Source organism: Inquilinus sp. Marseille-Q2685, from assembly GCF_916619195.1.
In the GTDB taxonomy this organism is placed as follows: Bacteria; Pseudomonadota; Alphaproteobacteria; order DSM-16000; family Inquilinaceae; genus Inquilinus.
On sequence record NZ_CAKAKL010000003.1, the window covers coordinates 19,704 to 35,997 of the forward strand.

Sequence of the window (16,294 nt, forward strand, 5' to 3'; positions counted from 1 at the left end):
AACTCCATCGATCGATCGGTCGGTCAGGGAATGCTCGCGCCTATTTCACCGCGCCGGCCGTCAGGCCGCGGATGTAGAAGCGCTGCAGGGCGAGGAACAGGATCAGGCAGGGGATCATCATGACGGTGACGCCGGCCTGCACCGCGCCCCAGTTCACGGCGCCGAAGCGGCCGGAGCGGACGGCGGTCATCAGGATCGGCAGGGTGAACTTGTCCTGATCGGTCAGCAGGATCAGCGCCGCCAGGAACTCGTTCCAGGCCGCCAGGAAGGCGAACAGCGCCACGGTGACGATGCCGGGGAACACCAGCGGCAGCATCACCCGGGCCAGCAGCTGCAGGCTGCCGGCGCCGTCGATCCGCGCCGCCTCCTCGATCTCGCGCGGCACCGCGTCGAAGGCGTTGCGCATCATGAAGATCGAGAAGGGCAGCTGCAGCGTGACGTAGATCAGCACCAGCCCGGCCAACGTGTTCTGCAGCCCCAGCTTGGTCAGCAGCAGGAACAGCGGCGTCAGGATCGACTGGAAGGGGATCATGATCGTGGCGATCACCAGCACGAACAGCACGTTCTTCAGCGGGAAGCGGAAGCGCGAGAAGCCGTAGCCGCCGAGCAGGCTGACGATCGAGGTGACGGCGGCGGTGGCCAGGGCGACGGTCAGGCTGTTGCCGGCGTAATGGCCGATGCCGGCGCCGAAAGCATCGAGCGCCGCGTAGCTGTCGGTGCTCCAGCCCGCGCTCGGCCAGGGCGGCAGCGGCGGCAGGTTGGCTTCCGACGCCGGCTTCAGGCTGGCCAGCATGGTCCAGGCGATCGGGGCCAGGAACAGCAGGGCGGCGATCAGCGCCGCGGCCTGCAGCAGGACGCCGGGGGCGGCCCGGCGCAGCGGCACGGCCGTGCCCATCACTCGCCCTCCGGATGGCGCAGGAGGCGCAGCTGGATCACGCTCAGGACCAGCAGGATGGCCAGCAGCACCATCGACAGCGCCGCGCCGTAGCCCAGGCGGAACGAGACGAAAGACTGGTTGAAGATCCAGTAGACGGCGGTGACGGTCTGGTTGCGCGGGCCGCCGCCGAGGATGATGTAGAACTGGTCGAAGGCCAGCATCGATCCGGTGACCGACAGGATCAGCGCCAGCGCGATGGTCCGGCGCATCAGCGGCAGGGTGATGCGCCGGAACCGGGCCCAAGGGCCGGCGCCGTCGATCTTCGCCGCTTCCAGGTAGTCGGCCGGGATGCCCTGCAGCCCGGTCATCAGGATCACCATGGTGAAGCCGGCGACCTTCCACACCACCATGGCGATGATCGACCAGAAGGCCGGGTCGAAATCGGCCAGAAGGTTGACCCGGCCTCGGGTCAGCCCCAGCGCCTCGCCCGCCGGGCTGAACAGCCCGGCATCGACGTTCAGCAGCCAGGCCCACAGCAGGCTGGCCGAGGCGAAGCCGACCACCACCGGCAGGAAATAGGCGGTGCGGTAGAAGCCGCCGAAGGGTCGCGGCTTCTCCACGAACAGCGCCAGCGGGAAGGCGGCGGCGAAGATCGCGACGGTGACGACGACGGTGTAGAGAGCGGTGAAGCGCAGCGCGCTCCAGAACCGGGTGTCGCGGGTGATGGCGAGGTAGTTGTCGAGGCCGATGAAGCGCGACGCGCCCATCAGCGGCCAGTTGTGCAGCGACATCCACGCCGTCATCGCCAGCGGCACGACGAAGAACACCACCACCAGCGCCACCGCCGGCAGCACGAAGAGGAGGCCGGCCCACTGGTGCCGGCGGATAGGGCGGCGGTGGGCTCTCGTCCTCGTGATCGTGCCGGCGGCCTCGGTCGTGGAGATCATGCCGGTCTCCCTCCTAAGCGGATCGGCTTGTGCGGCGAGGCCGGCGCCACCCCCTCACCCGAAATCGCTGCGCGATTTCGACCTCTCCCCGGGGGAGAGGTAATTTGGCGCTGTGTCCCTTTCCCTCTCCTCGGGGAGAGGGAGGGGCCCGGCGCCGAAGGCGACGGGAGGGTGAGGGGGAGCGGTGCCACCGATAAGAGCCGGGCTCCCATGGGGAAGGAGCAGGCCATCACCGCCCTCAGTTCCCGGGGGCGCTGTCGATGATGCCCTGCATCGTCTCCTGGGCGGTGGCGAGCGAGCCGTCGACGTCGTCGCCGAAGAACACCTCGTTCACCATCTGCACCCAGGGGCTGTTCATGCTGTTGATGATGTCGTTGAAGACCACGGAATAGGGCGTCCGGCCCTTTTCCATCGCCCGCGCCGCGATCCTGTAGCGGGGGTCGAGGTCCTTCAGCGCCTCGGCCGAGATGTCGCCGCGCACCGGCAGGCTGCCGTAGCGGGCCAAGAGGGTCTGCCCCTCCAGCGAATAGGAGAAGTCGAGGAAGGCCTTGATCGCCTTCAGCTTGGTGGTGCCCTTGGTGACCACGAAGTTGTCGCCGCCGGCGAAGGACGACCAGCCGCCGGTCTTCCCCGGCAGGAAGGTGACGCCGTACTCGATGTCCGGGAACTGCGTGTTCAAGGCGCCGATGGCGAAGGCGCCGGACGGGGCCAGGCCGATATTGCCGCGGGCGAAGGCGGCGAAGAAGTTCGACCCGGTGTCGGTCCGCGCCCCCTCCGGCACCAGCCCCTTCTGGACCATGTCGCGGTAGAAGGCGATGGCGTCGCGCATCTGGGGCGTGTCGAGGGTCGCCTTGCTGCCGTCCTCGGTCAGGATGTCGCCGCCGCTGGCCCAGATCAGCGGCGTGAAGGTGAAGATGTTGCAGCCGCCGCAGGCGCCGGAGAAGTAGAAGCCCTTGACGTCGCCGCCCAGCGCCGCGACCTTCTCCGCCGCCGCCGCGATCTCGGCCCAGTTGGCCGGACCCTTGTCAGGGTCGAGGCCGGCCTGGCGGAACAGCTTCTTGTTCCAGATCAGGACCGAGCTGTCGGCGGAATAGGGCAGGCCGTAGATCCGGTCCTTGTAGGTGCCGGTCTTCACATGCGCCGGCGACAGCTTGTCGAAATAGGGCAGGGACTTCGCCCAGTCGGTGATGTCCTCGAGCTGGCCGGCGGCGGCGAAGGACGGGGTGTAGATCAGGTCCAGCGACAGCGCGTCCGGCGCCTGGCCGCCGGCCGCCGCGGTGGCGTATTTCTGCACCAGCTCCGCGGTCGGCACGATCTGCAGCTCGGCCTTGTCCTCGTGGCTCTGGTTGAAGGCCTCGACGATGCGGGGCATGAAGTTCGACCCGTCGGATCGCACCCACAGGGTGAAGGTCTCCGCCGAAGCGGCGGAGACGGTGAGGGCCAGAAGGGCGATGCCCCCGGCCAGGCGCTGCAACAGACGCTTCATCTCGTGTCCTCCCTCGGTTGCGGCCGTCCTTCAGGGCGGCCTTGTCGGTGCGGCCGGGCGTCAGCCGTCGAACGGGGCGCCGCAGGACGCCCGCACCACCAGCCGGCAGGGCAGCTTGCGGATGCCCGGCTCGATCGGCTCGCGGTCGACCAGCTTCAGCAGGGTCAGCCCGGCCTCGCGGCCGAGGTCCTTCAGGTTCATGTCGACCGTGGTCAGCGGCGGGCGGGTCGCGGCGGCGACGATCTCCCAATTGTCGAAGCCGATCACGGCGACGTCGTCGGGCACGCGGCGGCCACGCTCGCGCAGCGCGTCGACGACGCCGCGGGCGATCTGGTCGTTGCCGCAGAACACCGCGTCGGGCGGGCGGCCGATGCCATCGAACATGTAGCCGGCGGCCTCGTGCCCCCAGCCTTCGGTCCACTGGCCGGTCAGCACCCCCTGCTCGGGCTCATCCAGCCCCGCCTCGCGCAGCACGTCGCGATAGGCCCTGGCCCGCTGGTGCACGACGCGGAAGCTGGACGGGCCGGTGACATGGGCGATGCGCCGCCGGCCCAGCCGGGCCAGATGCTCGACCGCCAGCCGGGCGCCGGCCTCGTCGTCGGAGACGAAGCCGATCGAGTCCGGATCGGGCTCGGTGAAGGCATAGATCACCGGGATGCCCAGGTTCGACAGGTCGACCGGCAGGTGGCGGTCGATGCGCTTGCCCGAGGCGATGATGCCGTCGACCCGCTTCTCCAGCATGGCGTCGACATGGGTCTGGGCCAGCCGCGGATCGTCCTCGATGTTGCACAGGAAGACCGAGACGCCGTTGTCGACCAGCGCGTCGGAGATGCCGGCCATCACCGGCAGGGTGAAGCGGCCATAGGTGTCGTTGGTCAGCAGGCCGACGGTGAAGCTGCGCTGCCGCGACAGGCTCTGCGCCAGCCCGTTCGGGCGGAAGCCCAGCGCCTTCGCCGTCTGCCGGATCCGCTCGCGCGTCTCGTCGGCCATCCGGCCCTGGCCGTTCAGCGCCTTCGACGCGGTGGCGACGCTGACCCCGGCGGCCCGCGCCACGTCACGCAGCGTCACCGGCCGGCCGGGCCCGTTCGGAGCGGATCGTGGTGACCTCTGGTCCATGCCGAGCCCGGTCGCGCCTTGTTGAGAAAGTGGTTTCTCTTGTCAACTTCGTGACGTTTGTTTTTCGATATGAGAAACCGTTTTCTCAAACACGGTAAGCGAAATCGGCAGGCGACGACAAGCCTGAATCGTGGGGCCGGGGGAGGAGGCCGTCCGGCCGCCGGTCAGGCGGCGCGGACGAAGTGGTTGCCGGCGATCTGACGCACGCCGCCGGCCGCACGGGCGGCATCGCGGGCCTGGGCGACGAGGTCGGCCTGCAGCTGCGAGGCCTCGCCGTGGAACGGCCGCTCCGGGTCCGGCACGGCGGAGAGCAGCAGCCGGGTGTAGGGATGCTGCGGCGCATCGATCACCGCGCCGGTGTCGCCCCATTCGACGATGCGGCCGGCATACATCACCGCGATCTCCTCGGCGACGTAGCGCGCCGTGGCGATGTCGTGGGTGATGTAGAGGAAGGCCATGCCGCGCTCGCGCTTCATCCGCTCCAGCAGGTTGAGCACGCCGAGCCGGATCGAAACGTCGAGCATCGAGGTCGGCTCGTCCGCCAGCACCACCTCGGCGCCGACCGCCAGGGTGCGGGCGATGTTGACCCGCTGCCGCTGTCCGCCGGACAGCTGGTGCGGGTATTTCGGCGCGGTGCTTTCGGGGTCCAGCTCCACCGCCGCCAGCAGCTCCATCACCCGGGCGCGCAGCGCCTTGCGGTCGGCCAGGCCGGCATGGAGGGCGAGGGGGCGTGCGATGTGGTGGAAGATGGTGTGCACCGGGTTCAGCGACCCGAAGGGGTCCTGGAACACCATCTGCACCGCCCGGCGATAGGCCAGCAGCTCGGCCTTGCCGTCCAGCGCGGCGACATCGCGGCCGCGGAACAGCACCCGGCCGCTGGTGGGCTGGTGCTGCAGCATAAGGATGCGGGCGCAGGTGGTCTTGCCGCTGCCGGATTCGCCGACCAACGCCAGGGCCCGGCCGGCATGGAGATCGATGGAGACGTCGTCCAGCGCCTGCAGCGGGCCGAAGCGCTTGCCGACGCGCTCGAGGGCGAGGAGGGGGGTCATGGCGTCGCCTCCGCGGCATCCTGCAGCGCCGTGCGCCGGGCCCCGTGCACCGAGGGGAAGGAGGCCCAGAGCTTCCGCGTGTAGTCGTGGGCGGGCGCGCGGAAGATCTGCTGCGCCGCGCCGACCTCGACCAGCCGGCCCTTCAGCATCACGCCGATGCGGTCGCAGAACTGCACCATCAGGCTCAGGTCGTGGGTGATGAACAGGATCGAGAAGCCCAGCTGTCGCCGCAGCCCGTCGATCTGCTGGAGGATCTCGCGCTGGACCACGACGTCGAGCGCCGTGGTCGGCTCGTCCATCACGATCAGCTTCGGGTTCAGCGCCAGGCAGATGGCGATGACGATGCGCTGGCGCATGCCGCCGGAGAACTGGTGCGGATAGTCGCGCAGCCGCGCCGGGTCGATGTCGACCATGCGCATCAGCTCGACCGCGCGGTCATGCGCCTCGGCCCGGCCGCAGCCGGTGTGGGCGGCCAGCACGTCGCGGAACTGGGCCTCGACCGTCAGCACCGGGTTCAGCGCGTTCATCGCGCTCTGGAACACCATGCCGACCTCGCGCCAGCGGAAGCGGCGCAGCGCCTCGCCGTCCAGGCGCAGCACGTCCTGCCCGTCGAAGCGGATGTCGCCGCCGCTGATCAGCGCCGGCGGCTTGTGCAGCCGGGTGATGGCGAAGGCGATGGTGCTCTTGCCGCAGCCGGATTCGCCGGCCAGACCGAACACCTCGCCGCGGCCGATGTCGAAGCTGACGTCGTCGACCGCCCGGAAGTCGCCGCGGTCGCCGACATAGTCGATGGTCAGGCCGCGCACCGACAGCAGCGGCTCGGGCGGCGGCGCCGCGGTCACATCCGGGCTCACGGCCGCGCCTCCCGCAGCCGGGCCAGTCGCTTCCAGCGCGCCATCGACCGGCCGATGCGCAGCTGCGGGTTGGCGACCTCGTCGATGGCGAAGTTCAGCAGCGACAGGCCGGCGCCCAGCAGGGCCAGCACGGCGCAGGGCGACAGCAGCTCCCACCACGCCCCGACCGCCATGGCCGAGGCGTTCTGGGCGTTGAACAGCATGATGCCCCAGGAGATGGTCTGCGGGTCGCCCAGGCCGAGGAACTCCAGCGTCGCCTCCGTGATCACGGAATAGATCACGCTGCCGATGAAGTTGATGCCGACGATCGACACCAGGTTCGGCAGCAGCTCGACCAGCATGATGCGCCAGCGCGGCTCGCCGATCATCTCGGCCGAGCGCACGAACTCCTTCTCCCGGAGCGCGAAGGTCTGGGCCCGGGTCACCCGCGCCCCCCAGGCCCAGGATGTGGCGCCGATGATCAGGGCGATGACCAGCGGGCTGGCCTGGCCGATGAAGGCGGCCAGCACCAGCAGCAGGGGCAGGTTGGGGATCACCAGCACGACATTGGTGGCGAAGTTCAGCGCCTCGTCGACCTTGCCGCCGAGATAGCCCGCGGCGATGCCGACCGCGGTGCCGATCACGGTGATCAGCAGGCCGGCGCCGAAGCCGACGGCCAGAGAGGTGCGGGCGCCGTAGGCCAGCTGGGCGAAGACGTCGTAGCCGTTGCGGGTGGTGCCCAGCACATGGGTGGCCGAGGGCGGCTCGTGCGGCCGGCCGACCCGTCGCGACGGGTTGTAGTCGGTCAGCAGCGGCGCGATCAGCGCCATCACCACCAGGAAGGTGACGATGACGAGGCCGATCGCGGCCTTGCGGTTGGACAGAGCGGCCAGGATCATCCGCATCTCTCAGCTCCTGCGCAGCCGGGGATCGAGCCGGGCATAGGCGATGTCGGCCAGGAAGTTCGCGGCCAGCATGGCCAGGGTCATGATCAGGAGCTGGCCCTGGATCACCGGATAGTCGCGCCCCAGGATCGCCTTGTAGAGGGTGTTGCCGAGGCCGGGATAGTTGAACACCACCTCGGTCACCAGCGACCCGCCCAGGATCTTACCGATGGCGATCGCCAGGCTGGTGATGCCGGGCAGAAGGGCGTTGCGGGCGCCGTACATCAGCATCACCCGCCGGTCGGCCAGGCCCTTGGCCCGGCCCATGGTGATGTAGTCCTCGCCCAGCAGGTTGATCATGTTGTTGCGCATGGTCACCAGGAAGTCCCCGGTCAGCACCACCGACAGCGTCGCGACCGGCAGGGCGGCGTGGTACAGCACGCTGAGGATGTATTCGGCGGAGAAGGCGGGGTCGATCGAGGTGTCGGCGGCGTAGCCGGTCGGGAACCACTGCAGGGTGAAGCCGAAGACGAACAGTCCGAACAGCGCCACCACCACCGCCGGGGTGGCGGTGGAGACGATGGCGGTGGTCGACACCGCGACGTCGAAGCGGCTGCCGCGGCGCCAAGCGGCGATGATGCCGAGCAGCGTGCCGAGGGCGAAGCTGAGCAGCGTCGCCCCGCCCATCAGCACCAGGGTCCAGACCAGGGCGCGGCCCAGCACGTCGGAGACGGGGGTGGGGAAGTACTTCACCGAGACGCCGAGGTCGCCAGTGAAGACGCTGCCGAGATAGGTCAGGTACTGCTGCCACAGCGGGCCATCGACGAAGCCGAAGGTGGCTTTCAGCGCCGCCAGGTTCTCGACCGACAGCCGGGTGCCGGACTGCGAGAACATGATGTCGATCGGGTCGCCCGGCATCAGCCGCGGGATCAGGAAGTTGATGCTCGCGGCCACCAGGAAGGCGACCAGGTAGAAGAACAGTCGTCTGCCGACGAAGGCCATGTGGTCAGGTCATCCGGCTGATGGGCGGGCTGTGATGGTACCGCATTCCCCCCGCTGTCATGCCCGGGCTTGACCCGGGCATCCAGAGGTTGTCGACGCTCTCGGGATTGCCGGGTCAAGCCCGGCAATGACAGAAGAGGGGACTGGCCTCGACTACTGCACCGGCTTCAGCGCCAGCAGGTGCAGCAGCCGCTCGTGGTTGGGGTCGTAGTTCTGCGGGCTGACGAAGGGGTTGTCGGCGGTGGCCCAGCCGGTGAACCGCTTCGAGTTGTACTCGTACCAGATCGGGTTGTTGTAGATCACGACTACCGGCAGCTTCTCCGCCAGCAGCAGCTGCGCCTGGTCCAAGAGGTCCTTGCGCTTGGCGTCGTCGGTGGTCTGGGTATAGGCGTCCAGCAGCTGGTCCAGCTTCGGATCGAAGAAGCGCTGCGCCGTGAACCGGGTCTTGCCCTTGTTGCGGGAATGGAAGGCGTCGTCCAGCTGGTAGTAGGGGGTGGCGCCGACGTACCAGGAGTTCAGCGCCATGTCGAACTTGCCGTCCAGCAGGCTCTGGCGCCAGGCCGCGCCGTCCGGCGTCGCCAGCTTGACGTCGATGCCGATCTGGTTGAGGCCCTCGATCGCGATCTGCGAGGTGCTGATCCAGTCGGTCCAGCCATTCGGCACGATCAGGTCGAAGCTCAGCTTCTCGCCGTCCGGCGTGTCGCGGAAGCCGTCGCCGTCCTTGTCCTTGAAGCCGGCCTGGTCCAGCAGCGCCTTCGCCGCCTCCAGGTCGTACTGGGTGTACTTGCCGAATTTCTCCTTCACCTGCGGATCGGCCCAGCTCTCGAAGCGCTTGCCGAAGGTGCCGGGGTCGTCGTTCAGCGTCGGATAGCCATAGCCGGCGACGTTGACCATGGCCTCGCGGTCCATCGCCATGCTGACGGCGCGGCGGAAGTCGACATTGTCGAACGCTTTGCGGTGGACCGGATTCTCGCTTTCCAGGTTCATGATCACCGCGACCAGGCTGCCCGGCGGGAACCAGTAGCCGTGATGGTCCTTGTCGGCGGCGACATAGGTCTTGTCGATGTCCGGCAGGAAGGAGGCGAACCAGTCCAGCTCGCCGGCCGTGGCCGCGGCGAGGGCCTGGTCGTTGGTGGCGATCTGCGGGAAGCGCAGGCAGTCCACCTTCAGCGTCGCCGCGTCCCAGTAATGCGGGTTGCGGCACTGCTCATAGACCTGCGGGGTGAAGCGGGCGATCTCGGTCATCGGCCCGGTGCCGACGGGATTCTCGTTCAGGAAGGTCACCGGGTCGGCCACGTCCTTCCAGGCATGCTGGGCGATGATCGGCATCTCGACGATCTTCTCCGGCCCCAGCGCGGTCGGCTCCTTGAAGGTGAACCTCACCTTGGTCGGGCTCAGCTTCTCGACGCCGTCGATCACCTGCCAGATGCTGTTGAAGTCCAGCGCCGGGAACTTCTTCATCAGCTCGAAGCTGAACACCACGTCGTCGGCGGTGAAGGGCTTGCCGTCCGACCACTGCACATTCTCGCGCAGGTCGAAGGTCACCGCCTTCAGGTCGTCCGCCAGGGCCATCGCCGTGGCCAGCCGGAAATACGGCTTGTTGTTCTGCACCTTGCTGAACACGACCAGCGGCTCGTAGATGAAATCCATCGTGCTCTGGCGGTACGCGGTGCGGTTGAACGGGTTGAAGTTCCGCACCCAGTTCGTCTCCTCCTCGATCAGCATCGACAGGGTGGACTGGGCGAGGGCCGCGGTGCTCGACGCCGCCAGCAGCGCGGCCGCGAGCAGGAATGCCGACTTCTTCTGCCTCATGACATTGGCCTCCATGCGTGTGTCTTATCGTTGATCGTCGATGCGCCGGCCCCGCGGGACGGGCCGGCGGCCGGTCCGGTCAGGCCGCGGCCAGCAGGGCCTCGACCTCGGCGTGCAGCGCCGCGACGTCGGCCGGGGCGGCACCCAGGCGCCGCTCCGCCGCCTCCAGCCGGGCGACCGCGGCGTCGTCCAGCGGCCGGGCCCGGGCGGCGGCGCGCCGCATCTCCGGCAGTTCGCCATGGCAGTGCAGGGCGATGTCGCAGCCGCCGTCCAGCACCTGGGCGACGCGGTCGTGCACCTCGCCCTGCAGCGAGTTCATGAACACGCAGTCGGAGATCAGCACGCCCGCGAAGCCCAGGCGGCCGCGGATCACCTCCTGCGTGATCACCGGCGACACCGAGGCCGGCCGGTCGGGGTCGAAGGCGCTGTAGACGACGTGGCTGACCATCGCCCAGGGCGTGTCGCGCAGCCGGGCGAAAGGCAGGAAGTCGGTGGCGTCCAGGGTCGCGGCGTCCGCCGTGACCACCGGCCGGGTCTTGTGGCTGTCCTCGGTGGCGCGGCCATGGCCGGGGATGTGCTTCATCACCGGCATCAGCCCGACCTCGATGAAGCCGTCCACCACCTCGCGGCCCAGCGCGGCCACCAGCTCCGGGTCGCCGCCGAAGGCGCGCTCGCCGATCACCGCGTCGGCGCCGGGCAGCAGCAGGTCGAGGACGGGCGAGCAGGCGCTGTTCAGCCCCACCTCGCGCATCATCCGGCCCATGGCGACCGAGGACAGGCGGATGGCGCGCCTGGCGGCGGCCAGGTCGCGCTCCGCCAGCCGGCCGAAGCTGCGGAAGCTGCGGAACAGCGGCCAGGCGCCGGAATCGAGATGCGAGACGCGGCCGCCCTCCTGGTCGGTCAGCACCGGCGCGTCCGGCCGGCCCACCGCCTCGCGGAAGGCGGCGCACAGGGCGCGCAGCTGCTGCGGGTCCTTCATGTTGCGGCGGCCGAGGAACAGGCCGTAGGGGTTGGCCTCGCGGAAGAAGGCCAGCTCGTCCGCCGACAGGGTCGGCCGCTGGATGCCGAGGACGAGCGCAAGGGGGCTGCCGGGCCTGGATGCGGTCACGTCTGAACCTCCCATGTCTGCGATGGGGCGGGCCCGCCGTGATCGGGGCCGCGCCCTCCGGATCAATCCGTCCTGGACCGTATCATGCCGTGGTATAGACCACTTGTGGAACCCGGAATCTCGACGGCTCCGACGATTTTCTCGTAGAAGGCGACCGGGCCGGCGCCGCCGATGACGGCATAGGCGTGGCCGAGATGGCGCATCGCCTCCATGGTCTCGCGCAGCAGCGCTTCGCCGATCCCCTTGCCGCGCTGGTCGGGATCGACGCCGGTCGGGCCGAAGAAGCCGATGGCGGTGACGTTGTGGCAGGCGAATCCCAGCACGGTGCCGTCCTGGACCGCGACCAGGCAGCCGACGGGCTGGTGGGCGAAGGCGACCTCGACCTCGCTGGCCCAGCGGTCGCCGAAGCGCTCCTCCACCCATTGCGCGACGGCGCGCTTCTCCGGCGCGATGGCGGGGCGGATGGTGATGCCGGCGGCGGCCATCGCCGCGCGCGACCCCGTCGGTGGCTCCAGCGCGTAGAGCTTGACCAGCAGATCGGCCATTCCCTGCTCCTGTTGTTATTCCGCAATAACGAAGTATGTAACGTTATTGCGTTCCAACAGCTAAAGCCGGGAACGGGCACGGCGTCAATATGGAAGCGCGGCAGCACAGCGCCGGGCCGGGCCCGCGCCGTCGTGTCGGGAAAGAGGGAAGGGGCCGGCCGAAGCCGGCCCGTCCGCTATCGAGCGAGAGGGGCGACCGCGACCCCGCCGGCGGCGGCGCAGGCGGACGTGGATCGCGCCAGGGTCAGGTTGCCGATCCGGCAGATCACGCCGGGGTCGCCGACGGGCGCGGCCGTGGCCGCTGCGGCGGGGACGATCGGCTGGGACGCGGCCGTCGCCGGGACGACGGCCGGCTGGACGGTCGCCGCCGGGGCCGAGGCCGGGATGACCGGGTTCGACATCAGTCCCTGCGGCCCTTCCAGCACCGCATAGCCGCGCCGGAACATGCAGTTGCGCACGACATCCTGCATCGTCTGCGCGCCGCTGGCGCCGCCGGCGACGCCGCCATAGGTGGCGCCCAGCCCGGCGCCGTAGGCCGCCCCGGCGCCGGGACGGTTATAGGCATTGCCGATCAGGGCGCCGGAGGCGGCGCCCAGCGCCGCGCCCAGCAGCAAACCGGCCACGAGCCGGCCGGACGGGTTCACCTGCTCCGCCAGCTGTTGGCACTGCTGGACATCGGTCTCGTAGTTGACGCCGCCGGCCACCGAGGTGGCGGGGTCGATGATCGGCCGGATGCCCTTGGCACCGCAGCCAGACACGACGATCGCAACGGCCGCCGACACGGCGACCCAGCGCTTGGCACGCATGGAAACCTCCCCCGTCCTGGTCTGTCAGATGCCCTGGGCGTATTTGCCGAACACGAACTGCGCCTCGAACCCGTCCTGCAGCCGGACCACGCCGCGGCCGTCGGTCATGTTCGAGTCGCGGGTCGCCGTCACGAGACCCTTGCGGCCATCGCTGCAGGAGGTCGGCATCTGCAGGGTCGGGGAACTGTCCAGCGCGTCATATTCGCCGGAGCAGGTCAGCTTGCCGTCGGTGACCGTGAAGCTGCCGCCGCCCAGGGAGCCGGTGGCGGTGCCGCGCATGACCGGGCCGGTCTTGGGAACCACGGCGACGGGGACGGTGACGGAGCAGGCGCCCAGCGCCAAGGCGGCGAGTGCAAGGAGTGAAATGCGGCGCATTTAAATCAACCTTGAAAGGAATATTGTCGCGAACATCGCTGTGTTCAGGCCTCTCGTCAAGAGGGCGGATCGGATCCGGCGCTTACCCCGTGCTGCTCCTCCGCTCCACCAGCGCGAAGGGCAGGGTGACGTCGCCGCCGGCGCCGGGCTCGCCGGCGATGCGGCGGCCCAGCAGCGCCATCGCTTCGGCCCCCATGCGGCGGCGCGGCTGGCGGATCGTGGTCAGCGGCGGCTCGTAGGTGCCGGCGAACTGGATGTCGTCGAAGCCGGCCACGGCTACGTCCCGCGGCGCCTCGCGCCCGGTCCGGCGCAGCGCCCGGATCGCCCCGATCGCCATCTCGTCGTTGCTGCAGAACACCGCCGTCGGCGCGGCAGGGAGATCCAGCAGCGCCGCCATCGCCGACTCGCCGCTCGGGATGGTGAAGTCGCCATGGCGGACCAGGTCCGGCTCCTCGCGGAGGCCGGCCGCGCGCAGCCCGGCCTCATAGCCGGCCAGGCGCTGCCGCGTCAGGATGTTGCTCTCCGGCCCGGCGATGTGGCCGATGCGGCGGTGCCCCAGCCCGGCCAGATGGGCCACGACCGCAGCCGCCGCGGCCGCATTGTCGATGCCGACCACCGGCACCCGTCCGCCGGGGATGGCCTCCGACACCGCCACGATCCGGCCGTCGTAGTCGCGGTCGCGCAGCAGTCGGGGCGGCAGCCGGCCGTTCACCAGGATCAGCCCGTCGACCGCGCCGGTCAGCATCTGGCCGGCGTGCCGATCCTCGCGCGCCGGGTCCTTGGCGGTGTTGCCGACCAGCATGCTGAAGCCGCGCGCCGCCGCCTCTTCCTCGATCCCCAGCAGCACCTCGGAGAAGAACGGGTTGGCGATGTCCGGCACCAGCACCAGGATCTGCCGCGCCTCCTGCCGGCGCAGGCCGCGCGCCAGCGGGTTCACGGCATAGCCGGTCTGGCGCACCGCTGCCTCGATCCGCTCGCGCGTCTCCGCCGTGACCAGGGGCGATCCGGTCAGCGCCCGGCTGACCGTCGCCACCGAAACCCCGGCCAGCCGGGCGATGTCGACCATCCGGGTGCGGTTCCGCCCATTCGTGGGGGAGGACAATATTCGTTCCTCGATTCCGCGGTTGACGCCCCAATGTAATCGATTGTACGATCCGGTCAAAATACGGAATGCGCTGCAGTTCCAGTGTTCGCTAGCCGTTCCGCGGGTGGTGATGGGTTCGATAGGCCGGTAAACCGAATAAATCGAGGGAGGAATCTTATGAATTTTCCTCAACGACTTCTGTTGTCCGTCGCTTTTTGCAGTGCAATAGCGGCAGGGGCGGCGGGAACGGCAGCCGCGCAGACGGTCGACGTGGTCCATTGGTGGACCAGCGGCGGCGAATCCAAGGCGATCAGCGTCTTCGCCGAGGAGTTCAAGAAGCGCGGCGGCACCTGGATCGACAGTGCCGTGGTCGGCGGCCAGGCGGCGCGCGCCTCGGCGATGAACCGGATCGCCGGTGGCGACCCGCCCTCGGCCGCGCAGTGGAACGCCGGCGTCGCCGTGCGCAAGCTGGCGGAGGAGGGGCTTTTGACCGAGCTCGACGACCTCGCGGCCGCGGGCGGCTGGGAGAAGGTGCTGCCGCCGCTGATCGTCAAGAACAACACCTATGACGGCCACGTCGTCGCGGTGCCGACCGACATCCACGGCAACAACTGGATGTGGTATTCGACCAAGATCTTCCAGGAGGTCGGGGCCGAGCCGCCCAAGACCTGGGACGAGTTCTTCGCCGTCGCCGACAAGATCAAGGCCAAGGGCTACATCCCGTTCGGCCTGGGCGGCGAGCCGTGGCAGGAAGGGCTGCTGTTCGGCGCCATCCTGGCCGGCACCGCCGGCAAGGATACCTACCGCAAGATCTATGTCGACCACGATGCCGAGCTGGCGGGCGGCCCGGGCACGGTGAAGGCGTTCGAGACGCTGCGCCGACTGAAGGACTATGTCGACGAGGGCCATGCCGGCCGGAAGTGGAACGACACCACCATGATGGTCGCCAGCAACAAGGCGGCGATGCAGATCATGGGCGACTGGGCCAAGGGCGAATTCGCCTCCGCGGGGCTGACCCCGGGCAAGGAATTCGGCTGCGTCCTGGCCCCGGGCACGCAGGACGCCTACATCCTGACCGTCGACGTCTTCGTCTTCCCGAAGCAGACCGACGAGGCCAAGATCAAGGCGCAGCGGCAACTGGCCGAGGTGATGATGGACCCGGCGGTGCAGGTCCGGTTCAACCAGTTCAAGGGCGCCCTGCCGGCCCGGCTCGACGCCGATGTCGGCACGCTCGACCCCTGCGCCCAGGCCGGCCAGAAGGTGCTGGCGGACGTGAACAACCAGATCCCCAATACCGCGCTGGGCTTCAACAACGACGTCGAAGGCCAGATCAACGACCTGGTCACCCAGTTCTGGACCACGCCGGAGATGTCGGCGGCGGATGCGGCCAAGCAGTTCGCCGACATCGTCGCCAACGCCGATATCTGATCCCCACCGCTCCCGGCGGCGCGCCGCCGGGAGCCACCCGGGAGGGACCATGTCCGCGCTCCGCATCCGCAATCCGGCGGCCAAGGCCGTGGTCGCGCCCACCGTCCTGATCATGGCGGTGTGTTTCTACGGCGCGATCCTGTGGACCATCTACATCTCCTTCACCAGGTCCGGCCTGGTGCCGAACTACAGCTTCGCCGGCATCGGCCAGTATGTGCGCCTGTTCGGGACCGCGCGCTGGCACACCGCCTTCAGCAACATGTTCATCTTCGGCGGGCTGTTCATCGTCTCGGCCCTGATCTTCGGCACGCTGCTGGCGATCCTGATCGACCAGAAGGTCCGGTTCGAGGGGGTGTTCCGCACCGTCTTCCTGTACCCGCTGTCGATGTCCTTCATCGTCACCGGCCTGGCCTGGCAGTGGTTCCTCAACCCGACCATGGGGCTGCAGGACTTCGTGCGCGGGCTGGGCTGGGAGAGCTTCACCTTCGACTGGATCGTCGACCGCGACCGGGCGATCTACACCCTGGTGCTGGCCGCGGTCTGGCATTCCTCCGGCCTGATCATGGCGATCATGCTGGCCGGGCTGCGCGGCGTCGACCACGAGATCTGGCGAGCCGCCCGGGTCGAAGGCATCCCGCGCTGGCGCACCTATCTCTCGATTGTGCTGCCGATGTTGCGGCCCCTGATCGTCACCTGCGTCGTGCTGCTCGCGATCGCGGTGGTGAAGAGCTACGACCTGGTGGTCGCCATGACCCGCGGCGGCCCTGGCAACGCCACCGACATGCCGGCCAAATTCGTGGTCGACCTGACCTTCGAGCGCGCCAATGTCGGGCTGGCCTCGGCCGGCGCCGTGGTCATGCTGGTCGCGGTGCTGGCGGCGCTGGCCCCCTATCTCTACATCGAGCTCGGGCGGAGGAACCGATGACCGACACCGCCGTCGCC

Annotated in this window: 16 protein-coding genes; 2 read left to right on the top strand and 14 right to left on the bottom strand. The window is 69.1% G+C overall.

Annotation, left to right across the window (positions count from 1 at the left end):
- Nucleotides 1-40: 40 nt before the first annotated feature.
- The 14 genes from LG391_RS17820 to LG391_RS17885 all read right to left on the bottom strand — a co-directional run bounded on the left by LG391_RS17820 (nucleotide 41) and on the right by LG391_RS17885 (nucleotide 13,906).
- Nucleotides 41-895, bottom strand: a complete 855-nt coding sequence (locus LG391_RS17820; protein ID WP_225769385.1) for a carbohydrate ABC transporter permease — start codon at nucleotides 893-895, stop codon at nucleotides 41-43.
- The gene (locus LG391_RS17825; RefSeq protein ID WP_225769386.1) at nucleotides 895-1,824 is read right to left on the bottom strand and encodes a carbohydrate ABC transporter permease; all 930 of its coding nucleotides are present in this window, start codon (nucleotides 1,822-1,824) and stop codon (nucleotides 895-897) included. Before LG391_RS17825 ends, LG391_RS17820 begins: the two co-directional genes overlap by 1 nt.
- Before the next feature lie 238 nt (nucleotides 1,825-2,062).
- Nucleotides 2,063-3,310 (bottom strand): sugar ABC transporter substrate-binding protein, encoded by a 1,248-nt coding sequence (locus tag LG391_RS17830; RefSeq protein WP_225769387.1) that lies wholly within the window; start codon nucleotides 3,308-3,310, stop codon nucleotides 2,063-2,065.
- Between the two features lie 60 nt (nucleotides 3,311-3,370).
- Nucleotides 3,371-4,378, bottom strand: coding sequence for a LacI family DNA-binding transcriptional regulator (locus LG391_RS17835; RefSeq protein ID WP_225769388.1), 1,008 nt, complete (start codon nucleotides 4,376-4,378; stop codon nucleotides 3,371-3,373).
- 212 nt (nucleotides 4,379-4,590) lie between these two features.
- A complete protein-coding gene (locus LG391_RS17840; RefSeq protein ID WP_225769389.1) occupies nucleotides 4,591-5,475 on the bottom strand; it encodes an ABC transporter ATP-binding protein in 885 nt (294 codons plus the stop codon).
- On the bottom strand, nucleotides 5,472-6,329 hold the full coding sequence (locus tag LG391_RS17845; RefSeq protein WP_225769390.1) for an ABC transporter ATP-binding protein: 858 nt from the start codon (nucleotides 6,327-6,329) through the stop codon (nucleotides 5,472-5,474). Before LG391_RS17845 ends, LG391_RS17840 begins: the two co-directional genes overlap by 4 nt.
- Entirely contained in the window at nucleotides 6,326-7,213 is an 888-nt protein-coding gene (locus LG391_RS17850) for an ABC transporter permease (RefSeq protein ID WP_225769391.1), read from the bottom strand. Before LG391_RS17850 ends, LG391_RS17845 begins: the two co-directional genes overlap by 4 nt.
- Nucleotides 7,214-7,216: 3 nt before the next feature.
- Nucleotides 7,217-8,194, bottom strand: a complete 978-nt coding sequence (locus LG391_RS17855) for an ABC transporter permease (RefSeq protein WP_225769392.1) — start codon at nucleotides 8,192-8,194, stop codon at nucleotides 7,217-7,219.
- Between the two features lie 153 nt (nucleotides 8,195-8,347).
- Nucleotides 8,348-10,006, bottom strand: coding sequence for an ABC transporter substrate-binding protein (locus LG391_RS17860; RefSeq protein ID WP_225769393.1), 1,659 nt, complete (start codon nucleotides 10,004-10,006; stop codon nucleotides 8,348-8,350).
- A 79-nt stretch (nucleotides 10,007-10,085) separates the two neighbouring features.
- Nucleotides 10,086-11,114, bottom strand: coding sequence for a glycoside hydrolase family 3 N-terminal domain-containing protein (locus LG391_RS17865; protein ID WP_225769394.1), 1,029 nt, complete (start codon nucleotides 11,112-11,114; stop codon nucleotides 10,086-10,088).
- A 62-nt stretch (nucleotides 11,115-11,176) separates the two neighbouring features.
- Nucleotides 11,177-11,659: a GNAT family N-acetyltransferase gene (locus LG391_RS17870; RefSeq protein ID WP_225769395.1), complete on the bottom strand. Its 483-nt coding sequence runs from the start codon at nucleotides 11,657-11,659 to the stop codon at nucleotides 11,177-11,179.
- A 176-nt stretch (nucleotides 11,660-11,835) separates the two neighbouring features.
- Nucleotides 11,836-12,465: a glycine zipper family protein gene (locus LG391_RS17875; protein WP_225769396.1), complete on the bottom strand. Its 630-nt coding sequence runs from the start codon at nucleotides 12,463-12,465 to the stop codon at nucleotides 11,836-11,838.
- Nucleotides 12,466-12,489: 24 nt separating this feature from the next.
- A complete protein-coding gene (locus tag LG391_RS17880; protein WP_225769397.1) occupies nucleotides 12,490-12,840 on the bottom strand; it encodes a hypothetical protein in 351 nt (116 codons plus the stop codon).
- Between the two features lie 82 nt (nucleotides 12,841-12,922).
- Nucleotides 12,923-13,906, bottom strand: coding sequence for a LacI family DNA-binding transcriptional regulator (locus LG391_RS17885; RefSeq protein WP_225769398.1), 984 nt, complete (start codon nucleotides 13,904-13,906; stop codon nucleotides 12,923-12,925).
- 288 nt (nucleotides 13,907-14,194) lie between these two features.
- Here LG391_RS17885 and LG391_RS17890 point away from each other — a divergent pair, with 288 nt between their 5' ends.
- Together LG391_RS17890 and LG391_RS17895 are read left to right on the top strand one after the other, a co-directional pair.
- Nucleotides 14,195-15,352 (top strand): ABC transporter substrate-binding protein, encoded by a 1,158-nt coding sequence (locus tag LG391_RS17890; RefSeq protein WP_225769399.1) that lies wholly within the window; start codon nucleotides 14,195-14,197, stop codon nucleotides 15,350-15,352.
- 49 nt (nucleotides 15,353-15,401) lie between these two features.
- Nucleotides 15,402-16,277 carry a carbohydrate ABC transporter permease gene (locus LG391_RS17895; protein ID WP_225769400.1) on the top strand — a complete coding sequence of 292 codons (876 nt, stop codon included), beginning with the start codon at nucleotides 15,402-15,404 and terminating at the stop codon, nucleotides 16,275-16,277.
- Nucleotides 16,278-16,294 lie beyond the last annotated feature (17 nt).

What these genes read in the sequence shown, in the direction of transcription:
- LG391_RS17880 (WP_225769397.1), bottom strand. Translation starts at nt 12,840, where the DNA reads ATGCGCCGCATTTCACTCCTTGCACTCGCCGCCTTGGCGCTGGGCGCC.
- LG391_RS17830 (WP_225769387.1), bottom strand. Translation starts at nt 3,310, where the DNA reads ATGAAGCGTCTGTTGCAGCGCCTGGCCGGGGGCATCGCCCTTCTGGCC.
- LG391_RS17885 (WP_225769398.1), bottom strand. Translation starts at nt 13,906, where the DNA reads ATGGTCGACATCGCCCGGCTGGCCGGGGTTTCGGTGGCGACGGTCAGC.
- LG391_RS17850 (WP_225769391.1), bottom strand. Translation starts at nt 7,213, where the DNA reads ATGCGGATGATCCTGGCCGCTCTGTCCAACCGCAAGGCCGCGATCGGC.
- LG391_RS17870 (WP_225769395.1), bottom strand. Translation starts at nt 11,659, where the DNA reads ATGGCCGATCTGCTGGTCAAGCTCTACGCGCTGGAGCCACCGACGGGG.
- LG391_RS17895 (WP_225769400.1), top strand. Translation starts at nt 15,402, where the DNA reads ATGTCCGCGCTCCGCATCCGCAATCCGGCGGCCAAGGCCGTGGTCGCG.
- LG391_RS17820 (WP_225769385.1), bottom strand. Translation starts at nt 895, where the DNA reads ATGGGCACGGCCGTGCCGCTGCGCCGGGCCGCCCCCGGCGTCCTGCTG.
- LG391_RS17860 (WP_225769393.1), bottom strand. Translation starts at nt 10,006, where the DNA reads ATGAGGCAGAAGAAGTCGGCATTCCTGCTCGCGGCCGCGCTGCTGGCG.
- LG391_RS17855 (WP_225769392.1), bottom strand. Translation starts at nt 8,194, where the DNA reads ATGGCCTTCGTCGGCAGACGACTGTTCTTCTACCTGGTCGCCTTCCTG.
- LG391_RS17825 (WP_225769386.1), bottom strand. Translation starts at nt 1,824, where the DNA reads ATGATCTCCACGACCGAGGCCGCCGGCACGATCACGAGGACGAGAGCC.
- LG391_RS17840 (WP_225769389.1), bottom strand. Translation starts at nt 5,475, where the DNA reads ATGACCCCCCTCCTCGCCCTCGAGCGCGTCGGCAAGCGCTTCGGCCCG.
- LG391_RS17875 (WP_225769396.1), bottom strand. Translation starts at nt 12,465, where the DNA reads ATGCGTGCCAAGCGCTGGGTCGCCGTGTCGGCGGCCGTTGCGATCGTC.